The organism is Paenarthrobacter aurescens (assembly GCF_041549525.1).
GTDB lineage: Bacteria > Actinomycetota > Actinomycetes > Actinomycetales > Micrococcaceae > Arthrobacter > Arthrobacter aurescens.
The window spans coordinates 4191199-4214502 of the sequence record NZ_CP157456.1 but is presented as its reverse complement, the minus strand read 5'-3'; the positions used below and the strand labels follow the sequence as shown (position 1 = coordinate 4214502).

Sequence of the window (23304 nt, the reverse complement as noted above, 5' to 3'; positions counted from 1 at the left end):
CGGTCCGGATTGACCGCAAAGCACAGTCAAGCATGTTTTTTGATGGGGTGAGACCACCATCACCACAGCCTCGAAAAGTTTTTTCGTTTTTCGCGTCACGATTCCGTGTTTGAGTGCACTGTAACCGTAAGGGGTGGTCTTGTTCAGAGTCCGAATGCGCTGAAACAGACCGAAGTCGGGCACGCGGCGTGGCTGGCCCCCGCTGCCTGTATCCGTAAAACGGACTATCCACATAGGCCCAAATAACCGTTGCCTCCTACTCGCCCTGATGGTTCGATGGGGTTCATGGCTACCGCAGAGAGTTACCTCATCGCGATCGGGACCAAGAAAGGCCTGTGGCTCGCAAAAAGCCCGGACCGCAAGGAATGGTCCCTCTCCGGCCCGTATTTCCTGATGAGCGAGATTCCCAGCATCGGGATAGATACAAGGGAAGGCAAAACACGAATCATGGTGGGTGTCCGGTCTGAGCACTGGGGTCCCACAGTGGCCCACTCGGATGATCTTGGCGTCTCGTGGACCGAGCCCGAGCAAGGCGCCATCAAGTTTCCGGACGGGAGCGACGCCGCATTGGAGCGAGTCTGGCAGATATACCCCGATTCCGAGTCCCGCCCCGGAGTTGTCTGGGCCGGGTGCGAGCCGATCTCCGTGTGGAAATCAACAGACGGCGGCGAACACTTTGAGCTGAACCGTGGACTGTGGGACCACCCGCACCGTAATGAGTGGGGTGCCGGGTACGGAGGAGCGGCGGCGCACTCCATTGTGGTTGATCCCTCCGGAAAGAAGGTGCACGTCGCCATGAGCACGGGCGGGGTTTACAGATCGCTCGACGGCGGTGCCTCCTGGGAGCCGCGCAACAAGGGAATTTCCGCCTACTTCATGCCCGATCCCAACCCCGAGTTCGGTCAATGCGTTCACAAGATCGCCGCTGACGCCGCCGTCGAGGACCGTTTGTACGCGCAGAATCACCATGGCGTGTACCGGACGGACGACGGCGGCGAGAACTGGGACTCGATCGCGGACGGTCTACCTGCCGATTTTGGCTTCGTCATGCTCACCCATCCCCGCCGTGAAGGCACGGCCTGGGTTGTCCCCTTGAAGGCAGACGGCGAACGCATCCCGCCTGACAGCAAGCTCAGTGTCCACCGCACGGACGATGCCGGCGGAACGTGGAAAGAGCTGCACACGGGTCTCCCGGACCACGAATACAACGCAGTCCTGCGGGACGCGGCGTCCGTAGACACCGCAGAGCCCGCTGGTGTGTACTTTGGAACCCGCGGCGGCTCAGTGTATGCCAGCGCTGACGAAGGAGAGACCTTTACTGAAGTGGCCTCTCACCTGCCGGACGTGCTCTGCGTACGTGGCGCCGTCGTGTTTGGAAACACAGCCGGGGCGGGAAACCCGCTGGCAGCGGCGGAAGCCACGCTGGTGGCAGAAACTGAACAATTTGTGGAGGCAGCAGCACAGACGCGGGATCCTGGTACCGAAGACCAAACCCCGGTACCTGGTTAGGCCGGCCGTGGCTGAATTTGTGGTCATGTTGCCTGGCGTCCTGCAGCCGCTCGTCGGCGGACAGTCCTATCTGACTGCGTCCGCCGACGGCGCTGTGACCGTTGGACAGTTGCTGGACACAGTCACCGGAGATTATCCGGTGCTGGCCAGGCGTTTGCGGGATGAAACCGGAGCACTGCGCCGCTACGTGAATATTTACGTGAACGGCGATGAGATCCGGCGTGTGAAAGGTCTTGATACGGAGGTGGCGGCCGGCCAGGAGGTTTTGATCATCCAATCCGTGGCTGGCGGCTGAGGAAGGTTTGGGGTCGAGCCGGATCAGGCGACACGCCAAACACTGCATTCATCGGTATTGATGGCTTTGCGCATCCCGGTGGCGTGGTCCATGATCCACACCACGCCGATTCCGGGTGCCGTTTCCTGAACGCGCCCGCGGCGGATCACTACGTCGTCGTAAGCGGGCCCTACGGACAGGCGGGCTTCAATCTCGTCCCCGCGGTGAAGCTGGCTGATTGAGCGTATGCGTGTTGTGTGAGTGGTGGCTTCCTTCAGCATGGTGTCCTCCTGGCTGGAGCTGGTGCCTGCACTTGCCGGCCATTCCAGTGTGGCGCGGCAATGTTGCCACGGTATTTCGGCCCGGTTAGGGTCCCGTTAGCATTCCGGGATGGTTTGGTTTCAGCGTGAACAGCCCCGCCTTCCGGGTTGGTTGACTGCCCGGTTGTAGCCTGATCTCGGTTCTTGAGACTCACAGGAACCACAGGCTCCGGCTCAGGGAGATCGAATGGGTGTGCTCCGGCGTTCAATCGCGTTGTCCACAGGCCTGGCGGTATTTGCCGCCGGCTTGTTCTTTGTACAGGCCCCTGCGACGGCGGTGCCGTTGCCAGGGCCGGAGAATCCGAACGTACAGTTCGTGGAGGGGACGCCGCACTCGGAGCATACGTTCGAGAATCCACCGGAGCGCGCCACACCGTTCAACACCGGTCCCGGGTCCGGAGCTGCGGCTTCCGGGCCCAGCGGCGACATCCGGGTGCGGCTGGTGACGGCCAAGCTGGCGGACAACAGCAATTCGGTGTCCATGACCAGTGCCGAGCAAGCCGTGGCAGCATCCAGCAACTACTGGAAAGCGATGACAGCCAACAAGCTGTCCATGACGGTCAACACCAAGGTGGCAGGTCACCAGTCCAAGGCGAAGTCCACTGACAGCTACAGCACCATCATTTCCACCATCACCAGTGAGCTGAATTGGTCGGCCAGCCCGTACACCGCCCTGGTGATTTTCATTCCTACGTCCACGCTGTCCGGAAATGCCCTGGGGGCCGGGTACAGCAGCGGAAGCTACAGCGGCCGGGTGCTTCTGCCGCAGATCAGCGGGTTCACCAATAACGTGATGAGCCATGAGTTCGGGCACGTCATCGGCCTGATGCACGCGGATGCGTTGCAGTGCGGCAGTGGGGCGTCGGACGTCGGGGTTGACTCCAACGGCCGGTTCACGGATCCTTCCTGCTACATCCGGGAGTATGGCGATACCACGGACATCATGGGTGCTGCCCAATTCGAGTCGCCTGTGGTGAGCAGCTCGCTGTGGGATTATGCGGGGTTCGGCCGTGGAGATGAAATCCGGGATGTCGGCGTTGCTACCGGTGCCAAGACCTACACACTCAAACCCTGGGGCGGAACCGAAGCCCAGCGTGCCATCAAGTTCACGGACCCCATCAGTAAAGAGGTCTACTATTTGGAGCTTCGGCAGGCTGCAGGCTATGACAGCTACCTGGACGACTCAGGCAGGCCACCGGGAAACAGGGGTGTCAAGATCGTCCAGCGCGGTGGGGCTACGGTCGCTTCATCGCTGATCCTCATGCCGTCCACCAAGCCCTTTCAGGAACCTTGGTACGCAACCAACCATGCATGGCAGGCCGGCAGCACGTTCACTACCTATACCGGCACGCAGGTGACCATCAACTCGGTGTCCACCACATCGGCGTCGGTCACTATCTTTGCCGACCCCAAGCTCACGGCGAAGATCCGCTTCTCGGTGGGCGACTTTGACGGCGACAAGCTCAGCGATGTCCTCTCCCGTGAGCCGGACGGTTCGCTGATGTTGTACTCGGGGCTGCCCGGCAACAGAATCAACAATCCCCGGTTGATCGGCTCGGGGTGGAACGTTTTTGATGCCATCACCGGCATCTCGGACTTTGACGGCGACGGCCGCGCGGACATCCTGGCACGCACCAGCGACGGCGCTTTATGGCTGTACCCGGGCAATGGGAGCGGCGGTTTCCTCGCCAAACGTCAGGTTGGTTCGGGCTGGCAGGGCTTCTCTCACCTGATCGGCGTGGGAGACTTCGACGGCGATGCCCGGCCGGACCTCATGGCCGCCAAGCCCGATGGCAGCCTCTGGCTTTACCCCACCGACGGCCAGGGCGGATTCCGGGCTTGGTCCCAGATCGGCTCGGGGTGGAACGGATTCACCAGCATCACCTCGGACGGTTCGTTCACCGGTGCAGGAGCCGGGCTGTTCGCAAGGGCGGGCGATGGAACTCTCTACCTGTATCCCGGGAACGGGTGGGGCGGTTTTGTGCCTCGCATCGCCGTCGGAAGTGGTTGGAATACCGTGGGTGACATTGTCAGTGGGCAGGATTTCACGGGGGATGCCCGTACTGACGTCCTCACTGTGACGTCCACCGGGACCATGCGCCTGTACCCGGGCAGCGGCTCGGGATTTGCCGATCGGCTTGCCATTGGTGCCGGGTGGAACCAGTTCAGCCAGGTCTGGGAAGCAGGGGATTTCGACGGCGACGCTGTGGCGGACGTCCTGGCACGGGGCAGCAACGGTGTGTTGTGGCTGTACCCGGGCAACGGCTCCGGCGGGTTCCTTCCAAGAGTCCAGGTGGGCTCAGGTTGGGGTGCATTCACCTCGGTGCTTAGCGCTGGGGATTTCGACGGCGATGGTCACCCGGACCTTGTGGCGCGGACTTCGGACGGCGTGCTGTGGTTGTATCCAACGGATGGTCGCGGCCAGTTCCTGGTCCGAAAGCAGATTGGCACAGGGTGGCAAGGGTTTACGCAAATGCTCGCGCCGGGTGATTTCTCCGGTGACGGCAAGGCGGATCTTGTGGCCCGGGCGGCCGATGGGAACCTGTGGCTGTATCCGGGCAACGGTGCCGGGGGTTTCCAACCGTGGAGGCAGATCGGCACGGGCTGGAACATTTTCGATTCCGTCATGCAGGGTGGTGACTTCAATGGTGATGGCCGGGAGGACATCATCGCCCGTGGAACTGATGGCGCGTTGTGGCTCTACCCGGGGAACGGTAACGGGGGATTCATGACCCGATCCTCCATGGGGACCGGATGGAACATGTTCACTTCCTTTGCCGCCCTGGGCAATGGCTTCACGGGAACGGGGAACCCTTCAATTGTAGGGACCGCCGGCGATGGGACCCTGTTCCTCTACGTTGGCACCGGCACGGGGGCGTTCCAGACCGTGGTGCTGGACCCGCGGTAGATCGTTGAGGACGCCGGGCGACGTTCCTTCCCAGTTGCCTCGGCTGGACCTTGCTTGAGAGCAGCGAAAAGCCCGGAATGTCGCGGGGACATTCCGGGCTTTCGGGTTTCCTCTGCTCACTTAGTGGGCAGGAGCGTGAGTTCTAGGCGTGCTGTTTCCGCTTGTGCAGGCCGAGTTCTGTTGTGGGCGTCTTGGCTGATTCGCGGGCTGTCATGGCAGAGACGGCCGCGATTACGCAGATCACCGCGGTGAAGATGGAGATCTGGACCCATCCTCCCGGCTTGGTGCCACCGAGGGCCGTGACGATTGCCGGTGCGAAGCCGGCCATGAGGAAGCCCAGCTGGGTACCGATTGCCAAGCCGGAGAAGCGGACCTTGGTGCTGAACATTTCGCCGTAGAAGGACGGCCATACGGCGTTGGCTGCAGCGTAACCGAACGAGAAGAACACCACGGAGACCAGGAACATAAGCGGAACATTGCCGCCCTCGAGGGTCAGGAGGAACACCGGAGTCATGATCGCGCTGGAGAAGGCTCCGTAGATGAACACGGGCTTACGGCCGATCTTGTCCGAGAGCATGCCGAACAGTGGCTGGGTTCCCAAGGCAACAACGTTGGCCGCAACTACCAGCCAGAGTGTGATGGTGCTGTTGACGCCGGCAACATCCTGGGCGTACTTGATGGCCAGGGTACCAAAGACTGTGCTGACTGCGGCGATGAAGGCGCAGCACACCACGCGAAGGACATCGCGCCAGTGCAGCCTCAGGAGGTCGGCGACGGGGAGCTTGGAGATCTCGTTGTTCTTCTTGGCTTCCGCGAAGGCCGGGGGCTCGTGGAGGGTGCGGCGGATGAAGAATGCAACCAAAACCACCACGGCGCTGAGCCAGAACGGGATACGCCAGCCGATGCCGTATTTGATGTCATCGGGCAGTGCCACCACGGGAATGAACACCAGGGCTGCCAGGATTTGGCCACCTTGTGTGCCGGTGAGGGTCCAGGAGGTGAAGAAGGAGCGGCGGTTGTCCGGGGCGTGCTCCAGGGTCATGGAGGAGGCTCCGGCCTGCTCGCCGGCGGCGGAGAGTCCCTGGCACAACCGGGCAAGCACCAGAAGGATGGGGGCCCACCAGCCGATGGTCTTGAAGTCGGGGAGGCAGCCAATCACGAACGTGGCTGCACCCATGAGGACCAGCGTGAACATGAGGACTTTCTGGCGGCCGATGCGGTCTCCGAAGTGCCCCAGAATCACAGCACCCACGGGCCTGGCAACGTAAGCGAAGCCGAACGTCGCGAAGGACATGATGGCCGCGTTGGCATCGGCGGAAGGGAAGAAGACGTGGGGGAAGATCAGGGCCGCGGCAGAACCGAAGATAAAGAAGTCGTAGTACTCCACCGCGCTGCCCAGGAAGCTGGCAAGTGCGGCTTTCTTGGGGGTTCCGGCGGTGGTTTCAGTGCCTGGCGTCGCTGACGGCATTGTTTGGCTCATGGGGGTGTTCCTTCTGTGACGACGATGTCGCGGATCTGGCTTCTGTGGGAGACCCCAGCGAGGTGCGGCCGGTCGATCCCAACATAAGTAACCACATGGTGAGAGCTACTTGTGCAATACAGCAATACTGGCTGTGAGTGGGGTCACTTGTCAAGAGAAGTCGCCACTATCTAGAAATAGCTCTCACCATGTGAGAGCATCGAGATATGAGTGTGAAAGAGGACACAAAGACCGACATGGTCGGCAAGGCATTGAGCCTGTTGGTTTTATTGGGCAATGAACCCCGCGGGGCGAGTGCGGCGGATCTGGCAAGGAGTGCGAGCCTTCCCTTCAGCACCACCTACCGGCTACTGGGCTCGCTGACGCGTGACGGGTTTGTGGACTACGAGCCGGATGGGCGCCGGTATCACTTGGGCTTGCGTGTCTTCCAGCTGGGTCAGCGTGTCTCAAACCATCACGGGTTCGCGGCAACTGCGCTGCCTGTCCTCCAGCGCGTTACCGATCGTACGCATGAGGCCACCATCCTCTCTGTCCGCGACGGCAACCATCACCTCACGGTCAACAAGGTGGACGGGCCCAAGACCTTCCGCGTCACCAGCGACCCCGGCCATCTGGGCGCGCTGCACACCACGTCCGTAGGCAAGGCGATTGTGGCGTTCGAGGAGGAGATCGAGCGGAAGCGACTTCTCGAGGAGCTCCCCTTGGATCCGCTGACGGAGCACTCGATCACCGATCGCGACAAGTTCCGCGAAGAAATCGAGCAAGTGCGCCGGCAGGGGTATGCCGTCATGGATGAAGAGAACGAGGTGGGCATGCGCGCCGTCGCTGTGCCCGTCCTGAACTCCCAGGGCCACGCTTTCGCATCGCTCGCCACGGCGGTCCCCGTGTTCCGCATGAGCCTGGAGGAGTTGATTGCGCACGTGCCCACCCTGCAGGAAGCCGCAGCTGAACTCGCGGCCCGCCTGCCCCAGCGCTGACGCTCGTTGTGAGGCCCGATTTGCGCCCCAAAACCCCGGAATGCCGCGCAGAGCAGGCCCCGCAACGCAGCCCCCGCCCGTTGTGAGGCCCGATTTGCGCCCCAAAACCCCGGAATGCCGCGCAGAGCAGGCCCCACAACGCACCTTAAACCCAAGGCATGCCGCATAAATGTTCGCGATAAGAACAAGCGTGCGGAATATGAACACTTGTAGTAATCTAAATAACACCCGGACCGGCGGCGCCCTCAGAAAGCGCCCACGGTCCACGGTGCTGAAGTCAAAGGAGCTTTAGGATGAGCAACCGAGCCGAGTCCGTTCTGGTGGGCCTCATAGGCGAAGGCGTCATGCCCTCGCTCACGCCGCCCATGCATGAACGTGAAGCCGATGTGCAGGGCCTTCGCTTGCTGTACCGCCCCATCGACCTCCTGCAGCTGGCATTGCCGGCCACCGCCGTCGGGGATCTCCTCATCGCAGCCCAGCGCATGGGCTACAACGGCCTTAACATCACGCACCCGTGCAAACAGCTGGTACTGAAGCACCTTGATGAAATTTCCGACGACGCCGCGCGCCTGGGTGCCGTCAACACCGTCCTGATCCGGGACGATCGGCTGATAGGCCACAACACGGATTTCTCGGGTTTCGGCTCGGCGCTCGCCGACGGACTCCCCGGGGCGAAGCTGGACCGCGTGGTGCAGCTCGGTGCCGGCGGTGCCGGCTCGGCCGTTGCTTACGCGCTCCTCACCGCCGGCGTCAGCACGCTGGACCTGGTGGACATGGACCCTGCCCGTGCTGCGGAACGCGCTTCCGAGCTGGGCGCACTCTTCCCCGAAGCCACGGTCACCCCGCGCAGCACCACCGAGCTGAGCCACATCATGGACCTTGCTGACGGCCTGGTGCACTGCACCCCGGTAGGCATGGCCGCCCACCCCGGGCTTCCCCTGGACATTGACCTTCTGCAGCCCCGGCACTGGGTAGCGGACATCGTCTACCGGCCCATCGAAACGCAGCTGGTCCGCGAAGCGCGCGCCAAGGGCTGCGAGGTCCTGGACGGCGGCCGGATGGCAGTGGGTCAGGCTGCGGACGCCTTCCAGCTGATCACGGGACGCGAAGCTGACCGGGAGCGGATGCGGGCACACTTCCTGGAGCTGATTGCCAAAGAGGAAGAAGCCCCCCAGCTTGCAAAGGCGGGCAACTGATGCGCACCGGGATTGCCACGGTCTGCCTGTCCGGCACGCTGAAGGAGAAAATGCAGGCCTGCGCGATCGCGGGTTTTGACGGCATTGAGATCTTTGAGCAGGACCTCGTCACCTCACCGCTGAGCCCGGAGGAAGTCCGCAAAATGGCTGCGGATCTGGGTTTGGGCCTTGACCTTTACCAGCCGTTCCGCGATTTCGACGGCGTCACTCCGGATTTGCTGAAGGCCAACCTCAAGCGGGCCGAGGCCAAGTTCAAGCTGATGGAGCGCCTTGGCATGGACACCATCCTGGTGTGCTCCAACGTCGCGACGGCCACCATCGATGACGACGATCTCAGGGCCGGGCAGCTCGCGGAATTGGCAGAGTTGGCCGGGGCGCACGGCGTCAAGGTTGCCTACGAAGCCCTGGCGTGGGGCAAATACGTCAATGACTACGAGCACGCCTACCGCCTGGTTGAGATGGTGGACCACCCCAACCTCGGCACCTGCCTGGACTCCTTCCACATCCTGTCCCGCGACTGGGACACCGCACCGATCGAGCAGATCAACGCGGAGAAAATTTTCTTCGTCCAGGTTGCCGACGCCCCCAAACTCTCCATGGATGTGCTGTCCTGGAGCCGCCACTACCGGGTTTTCCCCGGTGAGGGACAGTTCGAGCTCGCCAAGTTCTTGGGACACGTTGTCCGCGCCGGGTACACGGGCCCGGTGTCGCTTGAGGTTTTCAACGACGTCTTCCGTCAGTCGGACACCGAGCGCACCGCCGTGGACGCCATGCGATCGCTCATTTGGCTGGAGGAGCAGAGCGCCAAGTGGCTCGCCAATGCCTCCGGTGCAGATGCGCCGGACAACAAAGCCGCGTCCCGGCGTCGTTATCCCATGGAACTGGCCACGCTGCCCAAGGTGAACGAGCCCGCAGGCTTCAACTTCGCCGAAGTAAAAGCTGACGACACCGCTCAGCTGGAGAAGCTCCTGGGCCAGCTGGGGTTCGGATTCCAGGGCCGGCACCGCACCAAAGACGTCCAGCTCTGGACCATGGGCCAGGCCCGCGTGATCATCAACGAGCAAGCTGCCTCGCACTCCGAGCCGGCTATCGCCGCATTGGGGTTCGACGTCGACTCCCCAGTGATTGCCTCCGCTCGCGCCCAGCAACTCAAGGCGCCTGTGGTGGCCCGCAAGGTCCAGGCTGACGAGGAAGTCTTCCAAGGCATCTCCGCCCCGGACTCCACGGAAATCTTCCTGTGCCAGGGAAGCCCGGACGGCACCGCAGCGTGGACGCACGAGTTCGGCGAAGGTTTGGACCGGTCCACGGAAACACAAAACGCGGTCATTGACCACGTGAACCTGGCCCAGCCGTGGCAACACTTTGACGAAGCCGTCCTCTTCTACACCAGCGCCCTTGCACTGGAACCGCAGCCGTTCGCCGAAGTCCCCAGCCCCAGCGGCTTGGTGCGCTCGCAGGTGATGGAGACCAGCAACGGGGCAGTCCGGCTGGTCCTGAATCTGGCACCGGCCCAGCAGGCACAAACAGCGCGCAAAACATACCAGGAACACATCGCCTTCGCCGTGGACAACCTCGTGGCAGCTGCCCGGTCCGCCCAAGAGAGAGGCCTCGAGTTCCTGCAGATTCCGGCCAACTATTACGAGGACCTGGACGCCCGGTTCGATCTTGAACCCGGATTCCTGGCCACCCTCAAGGAGCTCAACCTCCTGTATGACCGGGACGCCAACGGCGAGTTCCTCCACTTCTACACCGCCACCGTGGGCAGTGTGTTCTTCGAAATGGTGGAGCGCCGCGGCAACTATGACGGCTATGGGGCGCCCAACGCCCCTGTGCGCCACGCCGTCCAATATGACTCGCTCCACCGGGTGTAAATCCGCTGCCCCGCAAATGAACCAGAACCGTCAACCGAAAGGAGCCGGCCGTGCCACAGGAACAGACAGCACAGGCGCTCGAATCAGAGGAACTCGTGCCGCCAGCTGAGCCACACGCCGCACACGAGTCCAAGAAGGTGGAGACCCAGGCCGATCTCAGTGCTGAGATCAAAGCCATGGGCGACCGCTACGCCGAGGCCCTCAAGAACGGCCGGGCACCGGAGACCATGCCGCGCCTGGACTACGCGCCTTACCGCAGCAGCATCCTGCGCCACCCCACCAAGAACCTGCATCACGCGGACCCGGAGACGATCGAACTCTACTCGCCAGCTTTCGGTCACCAGGATGTGCACGCCCTGGAGTCGGACCTGACCATCCAGCACAACGGCGAACCCCAGGGTGAACGCATCATCGTGGCCGGCCGCGTCCTTGATGGCGACGGCAGGCCGGTTGCGGGCCAGCTCGTGGAGATCTGGCAGGCCAACGCCTCCGGCCGCTACATCCACAAGCGCGATCAGCACCCCGCACCGCTGGACCCCAACTTCACCGGCGTCGGGCGTTGCATCACCGGCGCGGATGGCTCCTACAGCTTCACCACCATCAAGCCCGGCGCGTATCCGTGGAAGAACCACCTGAACGCCTGGCGTCCGGCGCACATCCACTTCTCCATGTTCGGCTCGGAATTCACCCAGCGGATCGTCACCCAGATGTACTTCCCGGGCGATCAGCTCTTCCCGCTGGACCCCATTTACCAGTCGATCGTGGACCAGGACGCCCGCGACCGCCTGGTGGCACAGTACGACCATGAGCTGACGAGCCCTGAATGGGCCCTGGGCTACAAGTGGGACATCATCCTGACCGGTTCCAAGCGGACCTGGACGGAAAACGAAGCATACGGCGACGCCGGGGACGAGGAGTAAGCGCATGAGCAAGCTGGCACCCACACCGGGCCAAACCGTAGGCCCCTTCTACGGCTACGCACTCCCGTTCACCAAGGACAACGAACTCCTGGCACCGGGCGTCCCGGGCAGCATCCGCCTCCAAGGCACCGTGTACGACGGCGCCGGCAACCCCATCCCGGACGCCATCCTGGAAATCTGGCAGCCGGACTCCGAGGGCAACATCGTCCAGCGCACCGGCTCTCTGGTCCGCGATGGTTACACGTTCACCGGCTGGGGCCGAGGCTCCGTGGGCAACTCCGGTGTGTACACGTTCACCACGGTCAACCCCGGCCCGCTTAAGCCGGGCGCAGCGCCGTTCATCTCCGTGGCCGTCTTCGCCCGCGGCCTCATGAACCGCCTCTTCACCCGCATGTACCTGCCGGAAAACGAGGAAGCCCTCGCCAAGGATCCTCTCTTGAGCTCCCTGGACCCCGAGCGCCGCAAGACTCTCATTGCACGCCGCGATCCCGACGGCGGCCTCACCTGGGACATCCGTCTGCAGGGCGGCGACGAAACCGTGTTCCTGGACTTCCAGCAGGACGGCTCATTGGAAACCAGCGTCAACGCGGACCATTCAGCCAAGGAAAACCAGGCATGACCAGCGGCGACTTCGGCCTCCTCAGCCCGGTGTCGGCGTCGCCCTCTGTGGCCGCGCTGACCGGTGACCGTGCCGTCATGACGGCAATCCTCGACGTCGAAGCCTCCTGGGCTGCAGTCCTTGAGGAAGCGGGACTGGTTCCTGCCGGATCTGCCGCTGTGGTGGCCGAAGCCGCCCATGTTGACTTCTACGACGTAGCTTCAGTAGCGGAACGCGCCCAAGGTGGCGGAAACCCGGTCATCCCGCTGCTCGGCGACTTGCGCGCCCGCGTCCGGGAGCTGGACGCCTCCGGGATCGGCGCCACCAAAGCTGTCCACACCTCGCTGACCAGCCAGGACGTCCTGGACTCTGCCCTGATGCTGCTCGCCAGCCGCACCGTTTCGGAGCTCCTGCTTGAAGCAAAGCGCACGACGACGGCGCTCGCCACCTTGGTGGAGCAGCATGCGGACACGCTGTGCGTGGGCAGGAGTCTGACGCAGCACGCGCTTCCCTACACGTTCGGGCTCAAGGCTGCGCAGTGGTTCCAGGGGGTGACGGCTGCGGCTTCCCGTGTGGAGTCGTTGGATTTGCCGGTGCAGTTTGGTGGCGCCGGCGGAACGTTGGCCTCCGGGACCAAGCTGACGGCAGGCTCCGGCTCGACGCCGTTCACCTTGGCGGATTCCCTGGCCGCACGGCTTGGACTGGCTCCTGCTCACGCCCCGTGGCACACCAACCGGATCGCCGTCACGGCATTCGGCGACGGGCTCGCCGCCCTGATCGATTCCTTCGGCAAGATCGCTGCAGACCTGCTGTTCCTGAGTCGCCCGGAAGTCGGCGAACTCGGCGAACCCTTGGCTGCCGGCCGTGGTGTTTCCTCTGCCATGCCGCAGAAGCAGAACCCCGTGTTGTCCGTGCTGATCCGCAGTGCGGCGTTGCAGGCTCCCGGTCTGGCAGCGCAACTGCACCTTGCCGCAGCAACATTCAACGACGAGCGACCCGATGGTGCCTGGCACAGTGAATGGCCCGCGCTCCGCCAACTCCTGGCCCTTGCGCTCGGAGCCGCCGGGCACCTTCGCGAACTCACCGAGGGCCTCCGCGTCTTCCCCGATGCGATGCGCAGGAACCTGGAAATCTCCGGGCCGCTGCTGCTCAGCGAAGGTGTGTCGGCCGCCGTCGCGCCTCTCCTGGGCGAGGACGGGAAGCAGAAGCTGCAGGGCGTCGTCGACGAAACCCTGAAGGCGCCTGCTGCAGAACAGAGACGCATCTACACCAAACTCCTGCGGGAAGCCGTCCCCGCGGACAAGCTCCCTGACGCCGAACTTGACGCCCTCCTGGACCCCGCGAGCTACCTCGGCGAGGCCGCGGAGATCAGCCGCCGCATCCTGGCCGCCTACCCGGATTATGCAGGAACCTCGAAAGGAGCCACTCGTGGCTAAGCCAACAGTCAAGGCCGTGCTGCTGTCCCCGCAGCGCGAACTCGGAGCCAAGCCGCTCTTGGTAGTGGGTCCGTCGCTGGGCACGTCCACTGTGCTGTGGACTGAAACGGCGGCCCTCCTCGGCGATGACTACGACGTCATCGGCTGGGACCTCCCCGGTCACGGCATCTCGCCAACCGTCACGGAAGGCTTCGATGTTGCGGAACTGGCTGACGCCGTCGTGGATCTTGTTGACTCGGTGTCGCCGGAATCAGCGTTCCACTACGCCGGTGTTTCCCTGGGCGGGGCCACGGGCCTGCAGCTCGGCATCAAGCACGGCCACCGCCTCCGCAGCCTGTCCGTCCAATGCAGCGGCGCCAAGCTGGGCACCCCCGAGGGTTGGCTGGAACGTGCCGGGACGGTTCGGAAACTCGGCACACCCGTGATGATCCAAGGTTCCGCCGAGCGCTGGTTCGGGCCCGGCTTCATGGACCGCCAGCCGGAGATCAGCAGCCGCCTCCTGCACGCGCTCCGCGACGCCGACCGCTTTGGCTACTCGTTCTGCTGCGAAGCCCTCGCCACTTTCGACGTTCGCGAGCAACTCGGCAGCATCACTGTCCCCACCCAGGTGATTGCCGGCGTCGAGGATTCAGTAGCGCCGCCGTCGCTCGCCGAAGAAACGGCCGAAGGCATCCGCGCCGGTGGAGGGTCTGCCGTGGTGGAAACGCTCGACGGCGTCGGGCACCTCGCCCCGGCAGAGGCACCGGCCGCCGTGGCTGATTTGATGCGCACTTTCATGAAGGAGAACGGACTGTGAGCCCTGAATACAACGCTTCCGAACGGAATGGCGCCGTACAGCCCGAGGCTACTGCGCAGGACATTTACGACGCCGGCATGGTGGTCCGCCGCGAAGTGCTGGGCGATGCGCACGTGGACCGCGCCAACGCCGCCAAGGATTCCTTCACTGAGGACTATCAGGACATGATCACCAGGATCGCCTGGGGTGGCATTTGGACGCGGCCGGGCCTGAGCCGGCAAATGCGTTCCGCCGTCACCCTCACGGCACTGGTGGCGCATGGCCACTGGGAGGAGCTGGCCATGCACATCAGGGCAGCCCTCAACAACGGACTGAGCAGGGACGAAATCAAGGAAATCCTGCTGCAGACCGCCATTTACTGCAGTGTGCCGTCGGCCAACTCGGCCTTCAAGACGGCCCAGAAAGTATTCGCCGAGATTGACGCCAACCAACCCAATTGAGCTGCACGTCAGGCCGTTTTCATCGTTCACAACGGCCTGAACTGCTACCTGGTTGGGCGAAGAGAAAGAGAAACCCATGAAACAGGCTTTTGTGTACGACGCCGTGCGCACGCCCTTTGGCAAGTTCGGCTCCGGTCTTGCTGCTGTCCGCCCGGATGACCTTGCCGCCCACGTGGTCCGCGAGTCCGTCAAGCGTGCGCCGGGGCTGGATCCGGAGCGGATCGATGAAGTGGTTTTCGGCAACGCCAACGGTGCCGGCGAGGAAAACCGCAACGTAGCCCGCATGGCCACGCTCCTGGCTGGCCTGCCGGTCTCCATTCCCGGCACCTCGGTCAACCGGCTCTGCGGTTCCTCGTTGGACGCGGCGATCATCGCTTCGCGGCAGATCAACGCCGGTGACGCTGAATTGATGCTGGTGGGTGGCGCCGAATCCATGTCCCGTGCGCCGTGGGTGCTGCCCAAGACGTCCAAGCCCTACCCGGCTGGCGACATGACCTTGGCCTCCACCACGCTCGGTTGGCGATTGGTCAACCCGGCCATGAACAAGGACTGGACCATCTCCTTGGGCGAGGCCACCGAACGGCTCCGCGAAAAGTACGGCATCACCAGGGAACGGCAGGATGCCTTTGCGGCCGACTCCCACAACCTGGCCGACACTGCGTGGAACGAAGGCTTCTACGACAACCTTGTGTCACAGGTTCCCGGCACGGACCTCGTCCGTGACGAGGGCATCCGCGCCGGTTCGTCTGCGGAGAAGCTGGCCGGATTGAAGACCGTGTTCCGGCCTGAGTCTGACGGGCCCGACGGCGGTACGGTCACCGCCGGGAACGCCTCGCCGTTGTCTGATGGTGCTTCGGCGGCGTGGATCGGCTCAGAGGCTGCTTCGTCCATCCTTGGCCTTGAACCACTGGCCCGGATCGCGGGCCGCGGTGCGCACGGCAATGATCCCCAGTTCTTCGGATTCGCCCCGGTGGAGGCCGCTAACAAGGCCCTCGCGAAGGCGGGCATCGGCTGGGACCAGGTGGGCGCCGTCGAACTTAACGAAGCGTTTGCCGCGCAGTCGCTGGCGTGCGTTGACGCGTGGGGGATTGACCCCGCAATCGTGAACCAGCACGGTGGCGCGATCGCCATGGGTCACCCGCTGGGTGCTTCCGGCACGCGCATCCTGGGCACGCTCGCCAGGTCCCTGCAGGCTTCAGGGCAGCGCTGGGGCGTCGCAGCGATCTGCATCGGCGTGGGCCAAGGCCTGGCAGTGGTGCTCGAAAACGTTACTGCGGGCGTATCGGAATAGGTGGATCATGCTGAAATTTATTGACACTGTTGGCGAGGCTGTTGCCGGGATCAAGGATGGTTCCACTGTGATGATCGGCGGGTTCGGCAACGCCGGGCAGCCGTTCGAACTGATCGACGCCCTCATGGAATGCGGTGCGAAGGACCTCACCGTGGTGAACAACAACGCCGGCCAGGGCGATCAGGGCCTGGCGCTGCTCATCAAGGAAGGCCGGGTCCGTAAAATGATCTGTTCCTTCCCCCGTCAGTCCGATTCCTGGCACTTCGACGCCAAATACCATGCGGGTGAGATCGAGCTGGAACTGGTTCCGCAGGGCAACCTCGCCGAGCGCATCCGTGCTGCCGGTGCCGGTATTGGCGGGTTCTTTACCCCCACCGGGTACGGCACCACGCTGGCCGAGGGCAAGGAAACCCGGTTGCTGGACGGGAAATGGCAGGTGTTCGAAACGCCCATCCACGCCGACGTCGCGCTGATCAAGGCACTCAAGGCTGACGGCAAGGGCAACCTGGTCTACCGCAAGACTGCCCGGAACTTCGGACCCATCATGGCCGCCGCAGCCAAGCACACCATCGTGCAGGTCTCGGAAATCGTGCCTACCGGTTCCCTGGATCCGGAGAACGTGGTGACACCCGGTATCTACGTCAACAGCGTGGTCCGCGTCAGCGGTTCCAGCGCAGAAAAGGTGGCTTGATCATGAGCACCCAAACCAGCCTCCAAACCTCGGAGAAGCCGTTGGGCCGCGACGAACTCGCCCAGCTGGTGGCCCGCGACATCGCCCCCGGTTCGTTCGTGAACCTGGGCATCGGCCAGCCCACCCTGGTGTCCAACTACCTCACTGAGGAACAAAACATCACGCTCCACACGGAGAACGGGATGCTCGGCATGGGCCCGGCGGCTGTTGGTGATGAGATCGATGGCGATTTGATTAACGCCGGCAAGATTCCCGTCACCGAGCTGCCCGGGGCCTCGTACTTCCACCACGCCGACTCGTTCGCGATCATGCGTGGCGGGCACTTGGACATCTGCGTCCTCGGGGCTTTTCAGGTCTCTGCAACCGGTGACCTCGCCAACTGGCACACCGGCGCTCCGGACGCCATCCCGGCGGTGGGTGGCGCCATGGATTTGGCCACCGGGGCCAAGGATGTGTTTGTGATGATGACCCTCCTGACCCGCGAGGGAGTGTCCAAGCTCGTGGAGCAGTGCAGCTACCCGCTCACCGGCGTGGGCTGCGTGACCCGCGTGTACACGGACAAGGCTGTATTCCTCACAGGACCCCACGGCGTCACCGTCCGGGAGACGTTCGGCTGCACCCTCGAAGAAATCCAGGAGCTCGTGCCGCTGCCCTTGAAGAAGGCAGAGTAGGCCCCGCAACGTTGGCCCCCTCGCGTTGTGGGGCCCGCTTTGCGCGCCATTTCGTGAACCAAGCGCGCAGAGTAGGCCCCGCAACGTTGGCCCCCTCGCGTTGTGGGGCCCGCAACGCAATCTAGGATTGGTAACCATGACCGACTCCGCAGGAACCCCACAAGCCAGCGATCAGTATGTTCAGTCGCTGGCCCGGGGTCTGGCGGTGATCCGGGCGTTCGACGCGAACAACCCGGTGATGACACTCAGCGAAGTCGCTGCCCGCACGGATCTGACCCGTGCCACGGCCCGCCGCTTCCTGCACACCTTGGTTGAGCTGGGCTATGTCCGTACGGATGGCAAGACTTTCGCACTCACGGCAAAGGTGTTGCAGCTCGGCTACTCGTATTTGTCGGCATTGTCCTTGCCGCAGTTGGCACAGCCGCACCTGGAGCAACTGAGCCTGAAGCTGGGGGAGTCCACGTCCGCAGCGGTGTTGGACGGGCCGGACATCTTCTACGTGGCCCGCGTGGCTACGCGCCGGATCATGAACGTGGGCATCACGGTGGGCACGCGTTTCCCGGCCTATGCCACGTCCATGGGTCGCGTGCTGCTCGCCGGATTGCCGCAGGCCAAGCTAGAGGCCTACCTCTCGACGGCGGAACTCACCCCACTCACCCCGCGAACCGTCGCCAGCGTCCCCCACTTGAGGGCCGCCGTCGAGCAGGTCCGTTCGCAGGGCTGGTGCCTGCTGGACCAGGAGCTGGAGATCGGGCTGATGTCCATTGCTGCCCCGGTGTGGAACCACAACAACGGCGACAATGTGGCTGCGATCAACGTGTCCCTGCAGGCTCAGGCTGTGGCCGCCCAGCCGGATCCGGCGAAGTACCTGGACGCGGTCCGTCAGGAAGTTGTGGCCACGGCACACGCCATCTCCCAGGACGTTTCCGCCAAGCACTGATTACTTCCGAATTGCTGCCAATCGCGTCTCCAGGATCCGGCGCACCATGGAGTCCGGCACTGGGTTGTCCGCAGAAAACCGCAGCGTCCCCGGCGACCACGAGTAACCCCCAAGCTCCTCGGACATTTCCGGCAGGATCTGCCCGCTGAACGGGTACAGGGCCAAGTGTTTCTTGGTTTCGAGCACGCTGAGGAAGCCCTTGCCATCAACCAGCAGTGCGGGCATGCCGTAGCTGACGCCTTCTTCGGCATCGGGCGCGAGCTCGCGGGCGATCCCCACAATCCGTTCCAAAATGGAGCGGTTGTCCTCGGTGACGCTTTCCAAGTATTCGGTGACGGTTCCCATAGGCCAATCCTGCGTCATAGCCGGGAGTTTTTGTACAGATAATGCCCTTTAGAAGCGGTTTTAGGGGCGGTATCTGTACAAAAACTCCAGAGGATTAGCGCTCCGGAATCACCGCGATGCCCTGGATTTCAATGAGGGCTTCCTTCTGCCAAAGACGCGTGACGCCGATTCCGGCCATGGCGGGGTACTGCGAACCAGCCATGTCGCGCCAGATGCGTCCGATTTCGCGTCCGTTGGCCATGTAGTCATCCACATCCGTGAGGTAGATGGTCACGTTGACCAAGTCTTCGGGCTGCCCGCCGGCCTCGCGCAGAGTGGTCAAAACGTTGGTGAACGCCTGGGTGAACTGCTCCACGATGCCGCCGGGAACGATGTTCATGTTCTTGTCCAGGGCCGTCTGCCCGCCCAGGAAAACGGTGTTGCCGGCCAGGATCCCGTGGGCAAAGCCCGATGGCTTGGGCAGCGATTCCGGGTTGATCGTTGTGTGGCTCATGCTGTTCCTCCTCGTTGTGGCAACTGCAAAAAACTTTTGGAAAGCCTCTGTGCAGATCATTTCCGCCGTGCTACGTTGAGCATATGTGACGATCGTAAAAAAGTCGACACATCACAAAATCTCGAAGGGAACCCGCAATGAAACTAGCCACCTTGCGTACGGCCGGCGGAAGTACGACGGCGGCGCTCGTCACGGGCGCCGGCTCTTACCTCACGCTGCCGGCCCTTGATGTTGGGGCCCTGCTGGCCCAGCCGCAGTGGCGTCTTGTTGTAGAGAAGGCAGCAGAAGCTGCGGCGGACAAGGACCAAGCGTCCACGGAGATCAACCTCATCGCTGCGGCGGACGCTGACCTTGCGCCGCTCCTGCCCCGTGCCGGCAAAGTGATCTGCTGCGGCCTGAACTACGGCGACCATATTCAGGAAATGGGCCGTGAACTTCCGGAATATCCCACGCTGTTCGCCAAGTACGCGGACACTCTGCTGGGAGCCAACGACGCCGTGGAAGTCCATGGCAGTGGCCGCGTCGACTGGGAAGCCGAGCTGGCCGTCGTCGTGGGTTCTGAACTGTTCCGTGCGGACGAAGACCAGGCCCGTGAGGCCATTGGCGGGTACACGGTTGCCAATGACGTTTCCATGCGCGATTGGCAGAGCCGCACCCTGCAGTGGTTCCAAGGCAAAGCGTGGGATGCCACCACCCCGGTAGGCCCGGTGATGGTCACGGCGGATGAGGCCGGGGAAGAGTTTGAGGTCCGCGGCTACGTCAACGGCGAGCTGGTGCAGCATGGGAACACCAGCACCTTGGTGTTCGGCCCGGCACAGCTGCTGTCCTACATATCGCAGTTCACCGTCCTGCGTCCCGGCGACCTCGTCCTGACGGGCACGCCCGGGGGAGTGGGAATGGGAATGACCCCGCCGCGCTACCTCGAGGACGGCGACGTCCTCACCACTGAAATCGATGGGATCGGCCGGCTGGAGAACCAGTTCCGAATCCACGCACACGCTGAAGCAACCGTCTAACAACAAAGGAGAACCCCATGAGCCAGAGCACCACCGAATACCGCCTCGACGGCGATAACTCCATCTACGCCCAGGCCGACGGCAAGGTTGTCCCGGTAGTCACCCGCGCCGGTGCCGAAGATACCAACACGGCCCAGTCCGGTGACTGCATCCGGGTCTCCGGCGTCAGCATCCAGCACACGCCGGCAACCAAGATCTGGTTCGGCCAGGTGTCCAACACTCCCGGATACCGCTCACTCCCGCACCACCACGGCGAGGCTGAGACCGGCGGTTACGTATTGCGCGGCCACGGCCGGATCTACTTCGGCGAGAACTACTCCGAGTTCATTGACATGAAAGCCGGCGACTGGGTGTTCGTGCCGCCGTTCATGCCCCATGTTGAAGCCAACATGTCCATCACCGAAGAACTCGTTTGGCTCACGGCCCGCACGCCGGAGAACCTCGTGGTCAACCTCGAGGACGTTGCCGACGAAACCCTCGCCGACTACCGCCGGGCCTAAACCATGATCACTGGAACCCTGACCTCCGAGACTTTCCTTAAGGCCGTTGAACTCACGCCCACAACAGCCGAGGTGTTTGACGAAGCCTATGAAGCAACCACCCAGTACGTGCCGTGGCCAAAAGCCTATGGTGGAGACATGGTGGCACAGGCCGCGGCCGCTATGATGCGGTCCGTTGATGCTGACAGGACTTTGCACTCGATGCACAGCTACTTCATGCGTCCGGTGGATATCGGTTCCAGTGTCCGCTACGAAGTGGAACGCCTGCGGGATGGCCGCGGATACTCCACCCGCACGGTTCGCGGTTTCCAGAACGGCAAGCCCGTGTACGCCGCCATGGGCTCGTTCCAGGTTCCCGAGGACGGTCCGGATTTCCAACCCGAGGCTCCTGCCGCCGTCGAGCCTGAGTCCCTGCGTTCGGCAGCGGAAGCATTGGACGGCGTGGACGGCAAGGCCGCGGACTACTGGTCCACCGGACGCAGCTTCGATATGCGCCATATTCCCGGGCCGGTATATATCGAATTGGAAGGCGGTTCAGTGCCGCAGCAGGCGATTTGGGTCAAAGCCTTCGACGCCCTGCCCGACGACGCCGACCTCCACCGCACAGCGTTGGCTTACGTCTGCGATTACACGATTTTGGAGCCGCTGCTCCGGGTGAACGGACTCAACTGGTCCACCCCGGGACTCGCCACAGCCAGCCTGGACCACTCCATGTGGTTCCACCGGGACGGCCGCGCGGACGACTGGGTGCTCTACGCCCAGGACGCCATTTCCGGTCAAAGCAACAGGGGCCTGGCCATGGGCCGCTTCTTCGATCGCCAAGGAAGACTCCTTGCCACTGTGGCCCAAGAGGGCATGATCCGCGCCGGAGCCTGAACAGCAGTACCCCCAACTCCCAACTCCCTCGCTCTAACGACGCACCACTGAAAGGACCGGCCATGAGCATGATGCCATCGGCCCACGTGGACACGTTCACCCGCGACCACTTGCCGCCCGCCGATACTTGGCCTGCGCTTGAATTCACCCTCCCCGAACTCAAATACCCGGAACGGCTCAACGCCGCTGCCGTGCTGATCGACGACGCTGTCGAAAGGTTCGGCGCGGACCGGCCTGCCCTGTGGACACCGGACGGCTCGGTGTGGACCTATGGTCAGCTCCAGCAGCGTTCAAACCAGGTAGCCCAGGTGCTCACCGAAGACCTCGGGGTTGTTCCGGGCAACCGCGTGCTCCTCCGTGGGCCCAATAACCCTTGGATCGTGGCAGCCTGGCTCGGTGTACTGAAGACCGGCGCCGTGGTTGTCACCACCATGCCCATGCTGCGCTCCAGCGAGGTCTCCACGCTGATAGAACTCACCAAGCCGGTGGTAGCCATCTCCGATCACCGGTTTGTGGACGAGCTCACCATCGCGGCAGGAGACCAGGTGAAGGTCCTGACGTACGGCGCCGGCAACGGATTCGACGACGACGGCGACCTCGCCTCGCGCTGTGAGCACAAGAGTGGCAAGTTCACTCCAGTGGACACAGCGGCGGATGACGTTGCCCTCCTGGGTCCGACGTCGGGCACCACCGGCGTGCCGAAGGTGACCATGCATTTCCACAGGGACATCCTGGCCAATGCGGACACCTTCGCCCGGTACATCCTGGAGCCCACGGCGGATGACGTGTTCGCAGGGTCCCCGCCGTTGGCATTCACGTTCGGGCTCGGCGGGCTGGTGGTCTTCCCACTCCGCTTCGGCGCTTCCTCGCTCCTGACTGAGAAGGCCGGCCCTGTGGAGTTGGCCCAGGCAGCAGCCGCGGCCGGTGCCACCATTCTCTTCACTGCACCCACGGCGTACCGGGCCATTCTTAAGGAGCAGCGTGGAGATCTCCTCCGGGGCCTGCGCATGGCTGTCTCCGCGGGAGAGCACCTGTCCAAGGAAACCTGGGAAGCCGTGCATGAGGCTACGGGTTTGCGGCTGGTCAACGGGATCGGTGCCACGGAGATGCTGCACGTCTTCATTTCCGCGGCAGGGGATGACATCCGCCCCGGAACCACCGGCCGCGCAGTACCGGGTTACCGTGCCACCATCCTGGACAACGACGGCAACGAACTGGGCCCGGGCAACATCGGACGCCTGGCCGTCATTGGCCCCACCGGGTGCCGCTACCTGGATGACGCGAGGCAGGCCAACTACGTGGTCCGTGGCTGGAACGTCACCGGTGACACTTTCGCCATGGACGAAGACGGGTACTTTACGTACCAGGCACGCTCGGACAACATGATTGTCTCCTCCGGCTACAACATCGGTGCGCCCGAGGTTGAGACGGCCATTGACCAGCACCCGGACGTGGTGGAGAACGCGGTCATCGGGGTTCCGGATGAAGAGCGGGGCAGCATCGTCTGCGCATTCGTTGTCCTCCGCGAGGGCGTCACCGGCGATGCCACCAAGCGCAAGGAAATCCAGGACTTCGTGAAGCAGACCATCGCCCCGTACAAGTACCCGCGGGATGTCCGCTTCGTCAACGAACTTCCACGCAATCCCAGCGGCAAACTCCAGCATTTCAAGCTCCGCGACAGGGTCCTCTCACAGGACAAGACCGGGAGCCAGACCGAACAACTTACCCCCGCCGGCCAGAGCCAGGCCTGAGAAGG

23 protein-coding genes are annotated in these 23304 nt (G+C 63.3%); 19 read left to right on the top strand and 4 right to left on the bottom strand.

Annotated features, from left to right (window positions below; genetic code table 11):
• Positions 1-276 precede the first annotated feature (276 nt).
• Together ABI796_RS19595 and ABI796_RS19590 are read left to right on the top strand one after the other, a co-directional pair.
• Positions 277-1509 carry an exo-alpha-sialidase gene (locus ABI796_RS19595; RefSeq protein ID WP_246095835.1) on the top strand — a complete coding sequence of 411 codons (1233 nt, stop codon included), beginning with the start codon at positions 277-279 and terminating at the stop codon, positions 1507-1509.
• 7 nt (positions 1510-1516) lie between these two features.
• Positions 1517-1804, top strand: a complete 288-nt coding sequence (locus ABI796_RS19590) for a MoaD/ThiS family protein (RefSeq protein ID WP_141284329.1) — start codon at positions 1517-1519, stop codon at positions 1802-1804.
• Between the two features lie 23 nt (positions 1805-1827).
• On the opposite strand, the gene ABI796_RS19585 is transcribed toward ABI796_RS19590, so the two are convergent.
• A complete protein-coding gene (locus ABI796_RS19585; RefSeq protein ID WP_141284328.1) occupies positions 1828-2064 on the bottom strand; it encodes a hypothetical protein in 237 nt (78 codons plus the stop codon).
• A gap of 226 nt (positions 2065-2290) precedes the next feature.
• Here ABI796_RS19585 and ABI796_RS19580 point away from each other — a divergent pair, with 226 nt between their 5' ends.
• Positions 2291-5011 (top strand): FG-GAP-like repeat-containing protein, encoded by a 2721-nt coding sequence (locus ABI796_RS19580; RefSeq protein ID WP_141284326.1) that lies wholly within the window; start codon positions 2291-2293, stop codon positions 5009-5011.
• Positions 5012-5153: 142 nt separating this feature from the next.
• Here ABI796_RS19580 and ABI796_RS19575 read toward each other — a convergent pair whose 3' ends face one another.
• Positions 5154-6491: an MFS transporter gene (locus tag ABI796_RS19575; RefSeq protein WP_141284324.1), complete on the bottom strand. Its 1338-nt coding sequence runs from the start codon at positions 6489-6491 to the stop codon at positions 5154-5156.
• Between the two features lie 206 nt (positions 6492-6697).
• On the opposite strand from ABI796_RS19575, the gene ABI796_RS19570 reads away from it, so the two are divergent.
• From ABI796_RS19570 to ABI796_RS19515, 12 genes are all read left to right on the top strand, one after another.
• The gene (locus tag ABI796_RS19570; protein WP_141284322.1) at positions 6698-7468 is read left to right on the top strand and encodes an IclR family transcriptional regulator; all 771 of its coding nucleotides are present in this window, start codon (positions 6698-6700) and stop codon (positions 7466-7468) included.
• 293 nt (positions 7469-7761) lie between these two features.
• A complete protein-coding gene (locus tag ABI796_RS19565; protein WP_141284320.1) occupies positions 7762-8664 on the top strand; it encodes a shikimate dehydrogenase in 903 nt (300 codons plus the stop codon).
• Positions 8664-10535, top strand: coding sequence for a bifunctional sugar phosphate isomerase/epimerase/4-hydroxyphenylpyruvate dioxygenase family protein (locus tag ABI796_RS19560; protein WP_141284318.1), 1872 nt, complete (start codon positions 8664-8666; stop codon positions 10533-10535). Before ABI796_RS19565 ends, ABI796_RS19560 begins: the two co-directional genes overlap by 1 nt.
• A gap of 50 nt (positions 10536-10585) precedes the next feature.
• Positions 10586-11455, top strand: a complete 870-nt coding sequence (pcaH, locus tag ABI796_RS19555) for a protocatechuate 3,4-dioxygenase subunit beta (RefSeq protein WP_141284311.1) — start codon at positions 10586-10588, stop codon at positions 11453-11455.
• Between the two features lie 4 nt (positions 11456-11459).
• Entirely contained in the window at positions 11460-12074 is a 615-nt protein-coding gene (pcaG, locus tag ABI796_RS19550; protein WP_141284309.1) for a protocatechuate 3,4-dioxygenase subunit alpha, read from the top strand.
• Positions 12071-13489, top strand: a complete 1419-nt coding sequence (locus ABI796_RS19545; RefSeq protein ID WP_141284307.1) for a lyase family protein — start codon at positions 12071-12073, stop codon at positions 13487-13489. The genes pcaG and ABI796_RS19545 overlap by 4 nt, the downstream gene beginning before the upstream one ends.
• Positions 13482-14285: an alpha/beta fold hydrolase gene (locus ABI796_RS19540; protein WP_141284305.1), complete on the top strand. Its 804-nt coding sequence runs from the start codon at positions 13482-13484 to the stop codon at positions 14283-14285. The genes ABI796_RS19545 and ABI796_RS19540 overlap by 8 nt, the downstream gene beginning before the upstream one ends.
• Complete coding sequence (pcaC, locus tag ABI796_RS19535) at positions 14282-14725, top strand: 4-carboxymuconolactone decarboxylase (protein ID WP_141284303.1); 444 nt, start codon at positions 14282-14284, stop codon at positions 14723-14725. Before ABI796_RS19540 ends, pcaC begins: the two co-directional genes overlap by 4 nt.
• A 76-nt stretch (positions 14726-14801) precedes the next feature.
• Positions 14802-16016 carry a thiolase family protein gene (locus ABI796_RS19530; protein WP_141284301.1) on the top strand — a complete coding sequence of 405 codons (1215 nt, stop codon included), beginning with the start codon at positions 14802-14804 and terminating at the stop codon, positions 16014-16016.
• 7 nt (positions 16017-16023) lie between these two features.
• Positions 16024-16707, top strand: coding sequence for a 3-oxoacid CoA-transferase subunit A (locus ABI796_RS19525; protein ID WP_141284299.1), 684 nt, complete (start codon positions 16024-16026; stop codon positions 16705-16707).
• Positions 16708-16709: 2 nt separating this feature from the next.
• Complete coding sequence (locus tag ABI796_RS19520) at positions 16710-17378, top strand: 3-oxoacid CoA-transferase subunit B (RefSeq protein ID WP_141284297.1); 669 nt, start codon at positions 16710-16712, stop codon at positions 17376-17378.
• 136 nt (positions 17379-17514) lie between these two features.
• Positions 17515-18318, top strand: coding sequence for an IclR family transcriptional regulator C-terminal domain-containing protein (locus ABI796_RS19515; protein ID WP_141284295.1), 804 nt, complete (start codon positions 17515-17517; stop codon positions 18316-18318).
• Here the strand turns inward: ABI796_RS19515 and ABI796_RS19510 are convergent, their stop codons facing one another.
• Together ABI796_RS19510 and ABI796_RS19505 are read right to left on the bottom strand one after the other, a co-directional pair.
• A complete protein-coding gene (locus ABI796_RS19510; RefSeq protein ID WP_141284293.1) occupies positions 18319-18663 on the bottom strand; it encodes an iron chaperone in 345 nt (114 codons plus the stop codon).
• 94 nt (positions 18664-18757) lie between these two features.
• Positions 18758-19156 carry a RidA family protein gene (locus tag ABI796_RS19505; RefSeq protein ID WP_090821857.1) on the bottom strand — a complete coding sequence of 133 codons (399 nt, stop codon included), beginning with the start codon at positions 19154-19156 and terminating at the stop codon, positions 18758-18760.
• Positions 19157-19293: 137 nt separating this feature from the next.
• Here ABI796_RS19505 and ABI796_RS19500 point away from each other — a divergent pair, with 137 nt between their 5' ends.
• From ABI796_RS19500 to ABI796_RS19485, 4 genes are all read left to right on the top strand, one after another.
• A complete protein-coding gene (locus ABI796_RS19500; RefSeq protein ID WP_141284291.1) occupies positions 19294-20172 on the top strand; it encodes a fumarylacetoacetate hydrolase family protein in 879 nt (292 codons plus the stop codon).
• Between the two features lie 17 nt (positions 20173-20189).
• Positions 20190-20672 (top strand): cupin domain-containing protein, encoded by a 483-nt coding sequence (locus ABI796_RS19495; RefSeq protein WP_141284289.1) that lies wholly within the window; start codon positions 20190-20192, stop codon positions 20670-20672.
• A 3-nt stretch (positions 20673-20675) separates the two neighbouring features.
• Positions 20676-21548 carry an acyl-CoA thioesterase II gene (locus ABI796_RS19490; protein WP_141284287.1) on the top strand — a complete coding sequence of 291 codons (873 nt, stop codon included), beginning with the start codon at positions 20676-20678 and terminating at the stop codon, positions 21546-21548.
• Positions 21549-21610: 62 nt separating this feature from the next.
• Entirely contained in the window at positions 21611-23299 is a 1689-nt protein-coding gene (locus ABI796_RS19485; protein WP_141284285.1) for an AMP-binding protein, read from the top strand.
• Positions 23300-23304: the final 5 nt, after the last annotated feature.